This window comes from Allobosea sp. CRIB-10 (assembly GCF_900112185.1).
GTDB lineage: Bacteria > Pseudomonadota > Alphaproteobacteria > Rhizobiales > Beijerinckiaceae > Allobosea.
This window is the reverse complement of record NZ_FOKP01000009.1, coordinates 69,053-81,981: the sequence shown is the minus strand read 5'-3', so window position 1 is coordinate 81,981 and position 12,929 is coordinate 69,053. Positions and strand designations below refer to the sequence as shown.

15 protein-coding genes and 1 riboswitch are annotated in these 12,929 nt (G+C 67.6%); of the genes, 8 read left to right on the top strand and 7 right to left on the bottom strand.

Features of this window, described 5'->3' with window-relative positions:
* Positions 1-219: 219 nt before the first annotated feature.
* Genes cobW through BMZ69_RS13525 form a run of 4 tightly spaced genes read right to left on the bottom strand, consistent with a single transcriptional unit; the run spans position 220 to position 2,679 of the window.
* Positions 220-1,269: a cobalamin biosynthesis protein CobW gene (cobW, locus tag BMZ69_RS13540; protein WP_092157327.1), complete on the bottom strand. Its 1,050-nt coding sequence runs from the start codon at positions 1,267-1,269 to the stop codon at positions 220-222.
* Positions 1,266-1,691: a DUF1636 family protein gene (locus BMZ69_RS13535; protein ID WP_092157326.1), complete on the bottom strand. Its 426-nt coding sequence runs from the start codon at positions 1,689-1,691 to the stop codon at positions 1,266-1,268. Before BMZ69_RS13535 ends, cobW begins: the two co-directional genes overlap by 4 nt.
* Before the next feature lie 48 nt (positions 1,692-1,739).
* Positions 1,740-2,495, bottom strand: a complete 756-nt coding sequence (locus tag BMZ69_RS13530; protein WP_092157325.1) for a CbtA family protein — start codon at positions 2,493-2,495, stop codon at positions 1,740-1,742.
* A gap of 10 nt (positions 2,496-2,505) precedes the next feature.
* Positions 2,506-2,679, bottom strand: coding sequence for a CbtB domain-containing protein (locus BMZ69_RS13525; RefSeq protein WP_092157553.1), 174 nt, complete (start codon positions 2,677-2,679; stop codon positions 2,506-2,508).
* Between the two features lie 34 nt (positions 2,680-2,713).
* A riboswitch (cobalamin riboswitch) is annotated at positions 2,714-2,896 on the bottom strand.
* Positions 2,897-2,941: 45 nt separating this feature from the next.
* On the opposite strand from BMZ69_RS13525, the gene cobU reads away from it, so the two are divergent.
* Entirely contained in the window at positions 2,942-3,466 is a 525-nt protein-coding gene (gene cobU / locus BMZ69_RS13520; RefSeq protein WP_244543357.1) for a bifunctional adenosylcobinamide kinase/adenosylcobinamide-phosphate guanylyltransferase, read from the top strand.
* Positions 3,467-3,468: 2 nt separating this feature from the next.
* Positions 3,469-4,077 carry a cob(I)yrinic acid a,c-diamide adenosyltransferase gene (gene cobO / locus BMZ69_RS13515; RefSeq protein WP_092157324.1) on the top strand — a complete coding sequence of 203 codons (609 nt, stop codon included), beginning with the start codon at positions 3,469-3,471 and terminating at the stop codon, positions 4,075-4,077.
* Here the strand turns inward: cobO and cbiB are convergent.
* Complete coding sequence (cbiB, locus tag BMZ69_RS13510; RefSeq protein WP_092157323.1) at positions 4,074-5,054, bottom strand: adenosylcobinamide-phosphate synthase CbiB; 981 nt, start codon at positions 5,052-5,054, stop codon at positions 4,074-4,076. The genes cobO and cbiB overlap by 4 nt on opposite strands.
* Here cbiB and cobD point away from each other — a divergent pair.
* Both cobD and BMZ69_RS13500 read left to right on the top strand, forming a co-directional pair.
* The gene (gene cobD, locus BMZ69_RS13505) at positions 5,053-6,057 is read left to right on the top strand and encodes a threonine-phosphate decarboxylase CobD (RefSeq protein WP_092157316.1); all 1,005 of its coding nucleotides are present in this window, start codon (positions 5,053-5,055) and stop codon (positions 6,055-6,057) included. The genes cbiB and cobD overlap by 2 nt on opposite strands.
* Before the next feature lie 105 nt (positions 6,058-6,162).
* Complete coding sequence (locus BMZ69_RS13500) at positions 6,163-7,134, top strand: D-2-hydroxyacid dehydrogenase (protein ID WP_092157315.1); 972 nt, start codon at positions 6,163-6,165, stop codon at positions 7,132-7,134.
* Positions 7,135-7,169: 35 nt separating this feature from the next.
* Here the strand turns inward: BMZ69_RS13500 and BMZ69_RS31140 are convergent, their stop codons facing one another.
* Both BMZ69_RS31140 and BMZ69_RS13495 read right to left on the bottom strand, forming a co-directional pair.
* Positions 7,170-7,577 carry a hypothetical protein gene (locus BMZ69_RS31140; protein ID WP_139219052.1) on the bottom strand — a complete coding sequence of 136 codons (408 nt, stop codon included), beginning with the start codon at positions 7,575-7,577 and terminating at the stop codon, positions 7,170-7,172.
* A 125-nt stretch (positions 7,578-7,702) separates the two neighbouring features.
* Positions 7,703-8,656 carry a hypothetical protein gene (locus BMZ69_RS13495; protein ID WP_092157314.1) on the bottom strand — a complete coding sequence of 318 codons (954 nt, stop codon included), beginning with the start codon at positions 8,654-8,656 and terminating at the stop codon, positions 7,703-7,705.
* Positions 8,657-8,949: 293 nt separating this feature from the next.
* On the opposite strand from BMZ69_RS13495, the gene BMZ69_RS13490 reads away from it, so the two are divergent.
* From BMZ69_RS13490 to BMZ69_RS13475, 4 genes are all read left to right on the top strand, one after another.
* Positions 8,950-9,567: an OmpA family protein gene (locus BMZ69_RS13490; protein WP_092157313.1), complete on the top strand. Its 618-nt coding sequence runs from the start codon at positions 8,950-8,952 to the stop codon at positions 9,565-9,567.
* Positions 9,568-9,614: 47 nt separating this feature from the next.
* The gene (locus BMZ69_RS13485; RefSeq protein ID WP_092157312.1) at positions 9,615-10,568 is read left to right on the top strand and encodes a hypothetical protein; all 954 of its coding nucleotides are present in this window, start codon (positions 9,615-9,617) and stop codon (positions 10,566-10,568) included.
* Between the two features lie 185 nt (positions 10,569-10,753).
* Positions 10,754-12,313, top strand: coding sequence for a hypothetical protein (locus BMZ69_RS13480; RefSeq protein WP_092157311.1), 1,560 nt, complete (start codon positions 10,754-10,756; stop codon positions 12,311-12,313).
* Positions 12,310-12,867 (top strand): hypothetical protein, encoded by a 558-nt coding sequence (locus tag BMZ69_RS13475; RefSeq protein ID WP_092157310.1) that lies wholly within the window; start codon positions 12,310-12,312, stop codon positions 12,865-12,867. Before BMZ69_RS13480 ends, BMZ69_RS13475 begins: the two co-directional genes overlap by 4 nt.
* Positions 12,868-12,929: the final 62 nt, after the last annotated feature.

Genomic DNA, 12,929 nt, shown 5'->3' with positions numbered 1-12,929 from the left:
TAGTCGGGACAGGCCCGACCATGACGACTGAGCCGCCGCCAGTGCTGAAAGATCGCTGTCGCTGAAGGAGAGGACGACGACGTCTCCCGGCGGCAGAGCGAGGTCGACGGCGTCTTCGCCGTCGTCGAGCCTCACTTCGCTGGTCGGGAGAAGATGCATCGCATCAGCCGGCGAACATGATGCCGAAAAGTGGGAACCGGTTTTCGGACGACATCATGGTCATCCCTGCAAAGCCGCTTCCACTGCGGCGCGGTCGAAGCCCTTGAGGCCGATCACCACGAGCCGGCCGTCGCGCGGCTCGTCCGCCCCCCAGGCGCGATCATAGTGATGGCCGACGCGCCGGCCGACACCCTGCACCACCAGCCGCATCGGCTTGCCGGGGATGCCGGCGAAGCCCTTGAGGCGCAGCACGCCCTCGGCCTCCGCCGCCTTGGCGAGGCGGGCAACGAGCTCTTCCGGCGAGCCGGCCTGCGGCAGCGGCAGCGCGACGCTGTCGAAATCGTCGTGGTCGTGATCCTCGCCCTCGCCGTGATGCGAGGGGCGGGCGGCAAGATCGGCCTCGGCCGCGGCGCCGAGGCCGATGATCAGCGCCGGCTCGACCTTGCCATGAGAGGTCTCGACCACCTTGATCGCCTTGGGCAGATGCTGGGCGATCTCGGCCTTGACCCGCTCGCGGCCTGCCGCGTCGACGAGGTCGCTCTTGTTGAGCAGGATCAGGTCGGCGCAGAGGATTTGGTCCTCGAACACCTCCTCCAGCGGGTTGTCGTGGTCGACCGCCTGGTCCTGCGCGGCCTGCGCCTTCAGCGCCTCCGGATCATCCGCGAACTGGCCCTCGGCCACCGCCGGCCCATCGACCACGGCGATGACGCCGTCGACGGTCACGCGCGAACGGATCGCCGGCCAGTTGAAGGCCTTGACCAGCGGCTTCGGCAAGGTAAGGCCGGAGGTCTCGATCAGGATGTGCTGCGGCGGGTTCGGCCGGTTCAAGAGCGTCTCCAGCGCCGGCACGAAATCGTCGGCGACGGTGCAGCAGATGCAGCCGTTCGGCAGTTCGACGATGTCCTCCTGCGTGCAGCCCTCGATGCCGCAGCCGGCGATGAAGGAGCCGTCGAAGCCGAGATCGCCGAACTCGTTGACGAGGACGGCGAGGCGCTTGCCGCCGGCATTCTCAAGCAGATGGCGGACGAGGGTGGTTTTGCCGGCGCCGAGGAAGCCGGTGATGATCGTGCACGGCACCTTGCCGAGGGCGGGATTCTGCGGAGCGTTCATTGATCTGATCCTTGTTTGCGCGGCAGAGGAGGCACGCGCGCGACCACGCCCTTGCGGAACGAGACGGGTCTTTCCTTCCAGGGAACGATGCCGTTGGCGCTGGCGGCGAATTTCTCCGCCCCGCTGACGATCTCGTCGAGATGCAGACCGGCGTCGAGATCGCCGATCAGATAGGTCCATTTGCCCTCGGCCGTAAGCGCGATCGTGCAGGGCCGCTTGCAGACGGAAAGGCATTCGACCGGGACGACGGCGATGCCGCTGCCGGCGAAGCGTTCGTCGAGCACAGCTGCGAGCGCGATGCCCGGCTGGTCATAGCCCTCCGGCAGGTCCTCGCGCTGGCGCCGGCAGACCGTGCAGACATGGATCGTACAGCCCGGCTCCTGCCGGGCCTCGGTCACGAGGGCGAGCTCGCCTTCGAGCATGACAACGCCTCCTTGTTCTGGTGCGGCCGTTTCCGGCCGCGCGAGGCGTCAGGCCGCCGCGGTCGCGACGCTGCGGCGCGTGACCCAGGGCCAGAGCACGCCGACGGCGAAGCCGGTGACGAGCCAGAGCGCGGCCTGGATGGCGAGCGAGAGCGCGGCGAAATGCGCAGCGATCTCGGCCGGCACCTTGCTGTCCGGCGCAGCCGGATGCGGCGCGCCGATCAGATGCGGCACCAGCAGCGCCAGCACGGCGAGCGCCCGCGCCCAGGAGGCCTCGACCCGCAGGAAGACGAAGAGCGCGCCGGCTGTGACAACTGCCGTCAGCAGCCACCAGAGCTGGCGCTGCTGCAATTCGGCTGCGGCGGAGCCCGGCAGTTCCGGCGCAAGGCCCATAGCCGGGGCGAGACCGAAGGCCAGGAAACCGCAGACGGCCCAGGCGAGCGTCCGGCGCTGGTCGATCTGCTCATTCGCCGCGATCATGCCGGCGAGCAGCAGAGCGGCGAAGCCGATCGCAGTGCCGATCGTCACCAGGCTGGTGAAGGCTGTGCGCTGCAAACCGTCCTGCGGCTTCCAGTCGTGCTCGCCAGTATGGTCCGCCCCGGCTTTCGGGTCGTTATGGGCGAGGATGATTTTGGCGTCGCCCGAGAAGGCGGCCTGCATCGGCGCGCCTTGCGACCGCAGCGCCGCCTCATAGGTCTCGGCCTTGAGGATCAGCGGGGTGGTGGTGACGTGCTGGAGCGCCGAGATCAGCAGCCCGGCCAGAAGCCCGGCCAGGATGCTGACCGTGAGAACACGCGTGACCATGTGCTTCCCCTCAATGACAGGGGAAAGCGAGGCCGTGACGGGTGTCGTGCGCCGCGTTGTGGACAGTGGACGAGGCGGCGAAGCCGACGGTGTAGATCAGCACGCAGCCGAGGATCAGCGCGGCGGCGACGGCTTTCGCCCGTTCCGAAACGCTGGCCTGGGTGGTGACGGTAGCCGTATTCATCTGGTTCTCCTTGGCCACCCCACCGGCAGCCTGCTGGACGACATCGGATGACGGCAGGTCTCCTGGCTTACGGCTTGATGTCCTGCACCGCCTTCCCGGTCGAGACCAGTGGCTGATGGCGCGGAACTCGCCGCTTACAGTTGCGGGGGCAGCCGCGGTCCTTCACCGCGTTCCCTTTTCACCTCGTCGTCGAGGCACCGTCATCGATGATCATTAGCCATCCGGTGGTCGCTGTGCAATGCAAGGCCCGACCGGAAAGCGCATGGCGGACCGCATGACCCATCCCTTGCTCACCCTCGTCCTCGGCGGCGCCCGCTCCGGCAAGAGCCACCATGCGGAAGCGCTGATCGAGGCGCTGCCGGCGCCCTGGACCTATATCGCCACCGCCCAGGCCTATGACGACGAGATGCGTGCCCGCATCGCCGAGCATCGGGCTCGCCGCTCGCGCGACTGGCAGACGGTCGATGCGCCGGTCGCGCTGCCCGAGGCGATCCGCAATGCGCCGGCCGGGCGGCCCATCCTCGTCGACTGCCTGACGCTCTGGCTGACCAATCTCCTGCTTGCCGAGCGCGACATCGCGATCGCGACCGGCGAACTGGTCGCCGCCTGCCGCGAGGCGAGCGCGCCGGTGGTGCTGGTCTCCAACGAGGTCGGCCTCGGCATCGTGCCCGACAATGCCCTCGCCCGCCGTTTCCGCGACGAGGCCGGCCGCCTGCATCAGCGGCTTGCGGCGCAGGCCGGGAGCGTGGTCTTCATGGTCGCCGGATTGCCGATGCAGGTGAAGTAGCGATGGACGAAACTGACGACGCGGCCCGCCACAAGGCGAAGATGGCAAAGCGCAAGGCGGTGCAGGACGCCGAGGTCGCCGGCAAGACGCTGGAAAAGGGCCTGCTGATCGTCAACACCGGCCCGGGCAAGGGCAAGTCGACCGCCGCCTTCGGCCTGATCCTGCGCGCGCTCGGCCATGGCTGGCGCATCGGCGTCGTGCAGTTCATCAAGGGCGCCTGGTCGACCGGCGAGCGCAAGGCGCTGGAGGCCTTCGGCGATCAGGTCTCCTGGCATTCGATGGGCGAGGGCTTCACCTGGGAAACGCAGGACAGGGCCCGCGACATCGCGGCCGCGACGAGAGCTTTCGAGAAAGCCAGGGAATTGATGGCCGACGAGGGCATCCGCTTGCTGGTTCTGGACGAGCTCAACATCGCCCTGCGCTACGACTACCTGCCGCTCGCCGACGTGGTTGCGGTGTTACAGGCCCGCCGGCCCGACCTCCACATCGTCGTCACCGGCCGCAATGCCAAGCCCGAGCTGATCGAAGCGGCGGATCTCGTCACCGAGATGACGCTGGTGAAGCATCACTTTGCCGCCGGGGTGAAGGCGCAGGAGGGGATCGAGTTCTAGAAGGCGAGCGCGGCAACGCTTCCAGCTGCCGCCAGCCCCCAGAGCAGCAGGCAGGCACGCCGGTAGAGGACGAGCGCCCGCCGGATATCCGCTGCGGTAGCTTCTGCCCTGCCATCGCCCATCCAGCCATCCTCGATCCTGACCGAGCCGTAGACGCGCGGGCCGGCGAGACGGAGCCCGAGAGCTCCCGCCATCGCCGCCTCCGGCCAGCCGGCATTGGGCGAGCGGTGGCGACCGGCGTCACGGCGCACGGCGCGCCAAGCCGCGCCGGCATCGGCCTGGCGGTCGAGCCCCGCGGCGGCGATCAGCAGCAGAGCAGTCAGCCGAGAAGCAGGCAGGTTGACGAGGTCGTCGAGCCGCGCCGCCCCCCAGCCGAAGGCGAGGTATCGCGGCGATTTGTGGCCGATCATCGAATCGGCGGTGTTGATCGCCTTGTAGAGCGCCCCGCCCGGCAGGCCGCCGAGCCCGAGCCAGAAGGCCGGCGCGACGATCCCGTCGGAAAAGTTCTCGGCGAGGCTCTCGATCGCAGCGCGCGCGACGCCGGCTTCGTCGAGGCTCTCGGGATCGCGCCCGACGATCATCGAAACGGCCTTGCGCCCGCCAACGAGTCCGCCTCGCTCCAGTCCGTCGGCAACGCGGGCGACATGCTCATGCAGGCTGCGCTGCGCCAGCAGGGTCGACGCCAGCAGCGCCAGCGGCAGCAAGGCGAGTGGTCCGGCGAGGCGGCAGAGCGCCACCAAGGCAAGTGAAGCCGCGAGCGTCACCCCGAGCAGGATCAGGAGCGCGGCGACGCCGGCCATGCGTCGCATCGCGAAGCTCATGGCTTCGCGATTGAGGCTCCGATCGAGCCGGCCGATCAGCGTGCCGATCCAGGTGACGGGATGGCCGATCCATGCGAACAGGCGCGCCGGATAGCCGATCGCCGCCTCGATCAGGAGGGCGGTGAGGAGGAGCGGCAGGCTTGCGGAGAGCGACATGGCGGCCGGGGAGACGAAGGAAGCGATCTGGCATGGCGGCGATCTCGCCACGGCCCGGGCGCTGTTTCCGCAGGCGCCCGAACCCTGGATCGATCTCTCGACCGGTATCAACCCGATCCCCTATCCGCTTCCGGAGCTGCCGTTAAGCCTGTGGCAGCGCCTGCCCGGCAAGAGGGACGAGGCGGCGCTGCTGGCGGCGGCCCGCGCGGCCTATCGCATTCGTCCGGAAAGCGGCCTCGTCGCCGCGCCCGGCACGCAGATCCTGATCGAGTTGCTGCCGCGTCTCATACCGGCAGCGAATGTCGCCGTGCTCGGCCCGACCTATGGCGAGCACGCGCCGGCTTGGCGCAAGGCGGGCGCGATTGTGCGCGAGATTGTCGATCTCGCCGCGATCGGCGACGCAAATGTCGTCGTCTTGGTCAATCCGAACAATCCGGACGGGCGCGTCGTCGCGCAGGAGACGTTGGTTGAATTGGCTGCTGCGCTTGCCGCACGAGGCGGCCTGCTGGTGGTTGACGAGGCTTTCGCCGATTTCGCGCCCGAGACCAGCCTGCCGCCGATCTTGCCCGATGGTGCACTGGTGCTGCGCTCCTTCGGCAAGGCCTATGGGCTGGCGGGCCTCAGGCTCGGTTTCGCGATCGGCGAGCCGCGTTTCACCGATGCTCTCCAGGCGATGCTCGGTCCCTGGGCGGTGGCCGGGCCGGCGCTGCATGTCGGAGCGGTCGCTCTCGGCGATGCGGTGTGGCTTTCCACGGCAGGAGAGGCCCGCGCGGCCGACAGCAAGCGGCTCGATGCACTCCTTGCTCCGCAGGGCCGGGTCGTCGGTGGGACGACACTCTACCGCCTGCTGGAGACGCCACGCGCCGCTTCGCTGTTTGAGACGCTCGGCCAGGCCGGGATCTATGTCCGCCGCTTCCAGCATGATCCGTCACGTCTACGCTTCGGCCTGCCGGGGAGCGAGGCGGAGTGGTCTCGTTTGGGGGAAGCGCTCGTGTCGGCTTGAACGTCGCTGCGCAGTCATCGCAGCCAGCGCATGCGGAGGCGTACGAGACGAAGCGGCGCCCCGACGTTATCGTCAGGTGATTCCAGCGATCCGGAGACAAGTCGCATGCAGCCTTGGCCGAAGCAGTCCGCCCTCACCATCGGCTTCGCCCATCCGGCGTATCAGATGCGCGACGAATATCTCGCCCGCAATGGCCAGGCGACGAGCTTCGAGGTCCGCAATCTCGACGACCTCAGGGCCCGCGCGCCGGAAGCCGATGTGCTGGTCGTTTCCGGGCTCTGGCGCAATGACATGCTGGAAGGGCTGAGCAGGCTGCGCTTCATCCAGTCGATCAGCGCTGGTACCGATCAGTTCGACAAGCAGAAGCTGGCCGCGGCCGGTGTGCGACTCGCCAGCGCCCAGGGCGGCAATGAGCGCGCTGTCGCCGAGCATGCCATTTCGCTGATCCTGGCGCTGACGCGTCAGCTCCATCTCGCCCGCGACAACCAGGCGAAAGCCCATTGGCGGCCGATGATCGGCGATCGTTCCCGTCGCGAGGACGAGCTCGGTGGCCGCACCCTGGTGATCGTCGGGCTCGGCCGCATCGGCCTGCGGCTCGCGGCGCTGGCTTCGGCCTTCGGCATGCGCGTCATCGGCGTGCGGCGCCGGCCGGGCTCGGAGCCGAATGTCGAGACGATCGTGCCGCCGGCTGAGTTGCATGCTGCGCTCGCCCAGGCCGATGTCGTTGCGCTGACCTGCCCGCTGACGCCGGAGACGGAGGGGCTGATCGATGCCGCCGCGCTCGCGGCGATGAAGCCGTCGGCCTACCTCATCAACGTCGCGCGAGGTCGCGTCGTCGAGGAGCCGGCTCTGATCTCGGCCCTAGAAGCCGGCCGGATCGCCGGCGCCGGCATCGATTGCGTCTATGAGGAGCCTTTGCCGGCCGCCTCGCCGCTCTGGAGCATGCCGCAGGTGCTGCTGACGCCGCACAGCGCGGGCGAGACCCGCGCGTATGAGAGCAATGTCGTCGACATCCTGTTCGACAATCTCGGCCGCCTGGAGCGTGGCGAGGCCGCGCTGCTTAACCGCGTCGTATGAACGGAGAAATTCCTGTCAATATTGGTTGATGATTGTTAATAACTTCCTGTTTGCATTCTAATTCCCATAACGCTTTTAAAATTTAATGCAATTCGGTCGCGTACAATAATATAGATTGTGGCGTCGTCAAATTTATTCTTGCCAATGTTTTTGTACCAATGCTTTGTTGATTCTTTGACGATTTTTTTTATCATTTTCTTTACGTCGCTAAAGCTACCGGGAACTTTTAAAAAAGCATTGTTAAAAATTATCTCGACAAATCCCATTTTGTAGGATGCGTCGATGGCTTCAACTAAAAGTCCTTGTGCAAAATTCATGTCGCCATAGGTGATTTCAGCTTCTTGAATTCGGTGATTTGGCCAGAAGAAACGCAAAATAGACCACGCTTCATTCTTGGTTATAAGAATTTCATCATGAGAAAAATTACGCAAGGTAGTTGCCATGCTGTCCTCTCTGTCCATTCTGCCAAAGTGAACTTTACAGTCCATCGTAGAGGGCTGAGCCTTGCGATGGATCCCGGCGCTCCGGCCGGGGTGACGGTGCAGGTCGACCGAAAATCGGCCTACATTCACCAGCGCGGACGCGGGCCGTAGCTGCCGTCGCAACCCACCAGCGGGCCGCCCGGATAGTAGTCGTCGATGATGATGTCCGGCATCTGGCAGCCACCACGGCTGACGCTGCGGGAGATGCGGCGGCGCTGCTGGCCGTAATCGTCGGGCTCGACCAAGACGGTGCGGCCGTCATAGCGCGGCTCGCCCGAGCGATCGACCGCCAGCTTCTGGGCCGGGCGCGGTGCCGGAGCTGCAACCCGCTGCGGAGCCTTCTCGGTGGCCTGCTGGCGCACCGGCGGAAGCGGCGCCGCGGCGACGTCGGTGTCCTTGCCGGCGGTCTGCGAGGCCGGGACGACCACGTCCTCGGCGCTGGCGCGCACCAGCTTCTGGACGCCGGTGTCGAGGGCGAGCGTGCGGAAGGAGGCATCGCCGCAGCCGCCGCAGCGGGCCGGATCGAGCGGGACGAGATCGACGCGGGCTTTGCCGTCGTCGGCAGCCTGGCCTTCGCCGGTGGCGCGGGCGGCGATCACCACCTTGCCGGCATCCTCGAGCTGCATCTCGATCAGCTGGGTCCGGAGCGCCCGGGCGCGGCGGTAGTTGACGACTTCGTCACCGCCCGAGACCAGGATGGCGAAGGGCGCGCCCTTGGGGGCATTGCCGCGGAAAATGTCGCGCAATTGGGTGATGGCGCGGCGGGCATCGGAGGTGACCTCCCAGCTGCCGGGCGCGAACGGGATCTGGCGCGTCGTCATGATCTCGCGGGCCGCCTGGGCGACGCCGAACGAGACCGTGCGCGAGGAGAACTCCAGCTTCAAAGACTGCGGCCGCTCGGCGACCTTCGGTGCATCCGGGCTACCACCATCGCCCTGGGCCAAGCCGGCGCCGGCAGAGACGATGACGGCGAGGGCGGCGACGGCGAGACGCAGGCGGCTGCTGCGCTGGCGGGCGGTCTGGTCGAGCTGGAAGCCCATGGCGGGTCTCCTCATGACGGGGTGTGCGCTGGGCACGTTGTCAGGCCCTTGGTGATCCCTGAGCCGGTTTCGCGAATGCCGGCGCGAAGGCGGAGCCCGAATGATGACGCGCGCGCGTAGGAAGCCGGGCATTCATTCGCTGTTCAGGAAAAAATGCTGCGCGCGGCGAAAATCCGGCAAACCGTGGCAAAGCTTGGGCAACGCCATTGCCGCGACCCGCTTTCACCCGAGGGGCCGTCGCATTGTCGAGGCTACAGGACTATGCGAAGAGAGGGTAAACAGGGGGTCTGGCTATGAAGATCGCAGATGAGCGCAAGGACAACGTCGAGCTTCCGCAGATGATGTCGCGCCGCGCGCTCGGCGGATTCGTCCTTTCGCTGCCGCTGCTCAGCGCCGTTCCTGCACTGGCGCAGACTGACCAGGGCGCGACCAACATCCTGCGCTCGCTGGCGCCGCATGATCGCGTGCCGGGCAGTGGAGGCGGCAGGGTCGTCGTGCGCCGCACCGCTCCGGTCCCGCGCCGGGTGCGACCGCGCGGTTACGGCCAGGACGTCGTGATCGATCTGACGCGCCGCGTCGAGGTCACCGTCTTCTTCGACAACGACTCTTCGGTGCTGCGCCGGGGCGCCGAGGCCACGCTGCGGCGGCTCGCCGACGCGCTGCGTGACCCGATCCTGCTCGATCAGCGCTTCCTGATCGGTGGCCACACCAGTGCGGACGGGGATTACGACTACAATGTCGAGCTCTCCCGGGAGCGGGCATCCGTCGTGCGCGACTGGCTCGTTTCCTATGGCGGCATCGACTCCGGTCGTCTCGTCGCCCACGGCTTCGGCCCGGACATGCTGCGCAATCCGCGCAGTCCCTATTCGCCCGTCAACCGCCGCGTCGAGGTCATCGCCATCACCGGCTGAGTTTTACCGTCTTCCCGAAACAACCATCGCCTCAGGGGGCACCCGTCATGGCTTTGTTCAAGCGTCTCATGCTCGGCCTCGCGCTGCTGATCTCCTTCGCAGCCGTCGCTCACGCCCAATCGCCGAATTCCCGCATCAACCTCCTGGTGATGTCGGACGACGCCGATCCGGACACGGTTCCGCGCAACAACCGCATCTTCAACCGGGTTCAGCTCCAGCTCTCGGAGTACCTGAACACCCGCGGCTTCCAGGTTTATGACGAGACCAGCCTGGCGCTCGGCATCACCCAGACCGCCCGCGTCCGCCGCCGCGACGCCGAGCTGATCGAGATCGCCCGCGCCGTCTCGACCCCGGTCGACGCCATGGTCGTCTACCAGATCTACGCCTCGGCCCGCCGTGCCGTCGCGGCCGATATCCGCTTCCCCGAGATCCGCATCGCCGGCCGCGTGCTCAATGTCCGCTCCGGTCAGTTCATCGCGGCCTTCGAGGTGGGCGGCTTCCAGCTGCCCGCTTTGCCGAACCCCTGCAGCGCCGAGTGCCTGCTCGAGACCGTCGGCACCCATTCGCGCCTCCTCGCCGCTGATCTCGGCGCGGCGATCGCCCAGAAGCTCGAAGGCTTCGCCCGGCCGGCCGGTGGTGGCACCGCGGCTGTCGGCAAGGACGGCATCGTTCTCGGTGGTGGCGCCGGCGGCGGCGCGGCTCCGGTCGCGGCCAGCGGCGACGGCTGCACCAGCCTGCCGACCGACTACATGATCCAGCTGCGCGACTTCACCGCCACCGAGGTCGACCGGATCGAGGGCGAGTTCGTCCGCTGGGGCTGCTACCGCGCCCACCGCGCCACGCAGACCACCTCGACCTCGGCCGACTTCTTCTACTCCACCTCGGCCGACTCGGCCCGCCTGACCCGCAACTTCCGCCTGATGCTGGAGCTCGTCGGCCTGAATGGTCAGGTCAACTTCTCCGGCAACCGGCTGGTCGTCAGCAAGGTGGCGACCCGCTGATCGGAAGCTGGAGCCGGGTAACCATAAAACCCGGCCTGCCTTTGCGAAAAAGCCGCCCGGTCGACATCGACCGGGCGGCTTGTTACTTTAAATGTGGCAGCAATATGCGCCGGCTGGGCGCGAACGGGGCAGGAGGGGTTCCGTTCGCCGCGACCGGGTCAGCGTTCGATGCGGATATTTGAGACATGGATTGGGGCATTGACCCGGCACGGGTCGCGGAGATCAGCACGATCGCGTCTTCGCGCCGGTTTTCCGCGCGGGACACCGAGAAGTTCGTTCTCGCAATCACCGGTGGCGGCTCGGAGAATGCCGACCTGCCGCTCTGGGACATGCTGCAGGTGCTGTTCTCGCTCGGCGCGCTGACGGCGAACCCGCGCATGCCGGCCCGCGATGCAGCGATCGGCTGCCTGCTCGACGAGAGCGGCATCTTGCTGCGGCCTCTGCGCCAGGAGGGGCCGGTGCGCGCCGTGCTCGCCGGCGCGACGATCGAGGCCTCGGCGGCTGAGATCGTTCTGTCCTACGGCGCGGGCAAGGGCGAGGCCAAGACCCGCTCCTTCTCCTGGAGCCGGATCAGGCGCGCGCTCGGCCTCGCCGACTTCCTGTTCGCCGCCGAGGCCGACGAGCGCTCGGAGGGCGGGCTCGTGGCGCTGCGCACCGCGCTCGACGCTGTCTTCGCGTTGTCGTCCTTCGACGAGGACGGCATGAAGCGCGCCGTCCAGGAGCCGGCCCGCTTCATGCGGGCCTGGCGCCGGCGCCATCTCCCTTTGCTCGCCTTTGCCGACCTGATCCGCCAGCGCGAGGCCTTCCTCAACGCGTCGGGCCGGCGCGAGCGCCAGCGCGAGTTCGATCCGGACGATCTGATCGCGCTCTGGAGCTTCGCCTTGCTGCATGGCGAGACCTGGAGCTTCGCCCGCTTCACCGAGCGCTTCAGCGCGCTGATGCGCGAGGAGCGCTCCAGCGTCGGCCGCCGTGACTTCATGGCGCCGGCCTCGATGGATACGCTGATGGCGCGCCAGCCCTCGGAGAACCCGGAAGAGGCGCTGATCGCCTGGCTCGACCATCAGGCGATCCTCGGCGAACTCGAGGACGACGAGCCGCAGGAGGACGACGAGCCGGAAGAGGAGGATGAGGACGGTGTGGTGCGCGAGCGGGTCTACGCCGCGCTGATGCGCCTGCCGGCCGAGCCGAAATTCCTCAACAAGGAGGAACGCGAGTCGATCGGCCGGGCCCTAGCCATCCTGCCGCTCGCCCATGAGCAGCCGCTGACGCTGGCCCGCTCGCGCGCCGTCGCGCCCTGGGAGAACCGGCTGGTCGAGGCGAGTCGGCGCATCGCCGGCTCCAATCGCGGCCAGGTCGACCAGAGCCCGGAGGCTTTCGACTATGCCGGCATCGGCGCGGCCCTCGCTGCGCTCGGCAAGCGCCTCGACGAATTGCTGCTGATCGGCAACGCGCTCGAGGCGATCGAGGGGCCTCAGAGCGAGGCCGCCACGGCCGAGGGACAGAAGCTGCTGCGGCGCTGGCGCCATGATCGTGCCAGCTTCCGGATCGACGATGCGAAACTGGCGCTGATCTTCGCAAGGCATGGGGGAGCACTGAGAACGGTCGCAGCAGCCCTGCACCGGATCAACAGGCAACAGAAGCGCTTCGGCGAAACGACGGACCTGGTTGCCCAGGCCGCCAGCGACGAGGCGCGGTTCACCGACGTCTTTTCGCAGCGTTATCAAGGGCGATCGAAACGGCCATGACAGACTTCCTCAACCAGGGTCCGCTCGAGGACGACCCGCGCGTCGGCCGCGCCACGGCCCGCCTGGTTCTGGCGGCGCTCGCGAGCGCCGAGCCGGAAGAGACGGCCGCCGCGAGCATCAGCCGCGCCGATCTTTGGGCGCATGCCCGCCGCGTCCGCGGCGAGCCCGTCAATTTCGCCGCGGAGCGCGCAATCCGCACCGATCCGGAGGCGGCGCGGCTTTATCGCCGCCTGCTCTCCTTCCAGGCCGTGGCGCGTAGCGAGCTGGCCGCCGCCGCCTATGACAGCAGCGCCACCCATCGCCGTATCGGCTCCTTCGAGCTCGATGTGATCGAGGAGGACGATGCGCCGCCGGCCTTGGTCATCCAGTGCCTGTCGGAGACCGACCCGGCTCCGACCATGATCGAGGTCGTCTCGATCGAGGGCGTGGTCCGCCTGCCGCTGCCGGCGCCGGTCGACAAGCACATCGTCATCGACCTGCCGCGGCAGGATGCCGAGCGCGACCTCTTGCGATTGATGCTCGCCAATCCGCTCGCGGGCGTTTATCTGCTGTAAGGTCAGGAGCGCTGCCCCAAGCAGCGCTTTTGTCTGGCTGAGGGGACGGCAGGGCCTGCGAG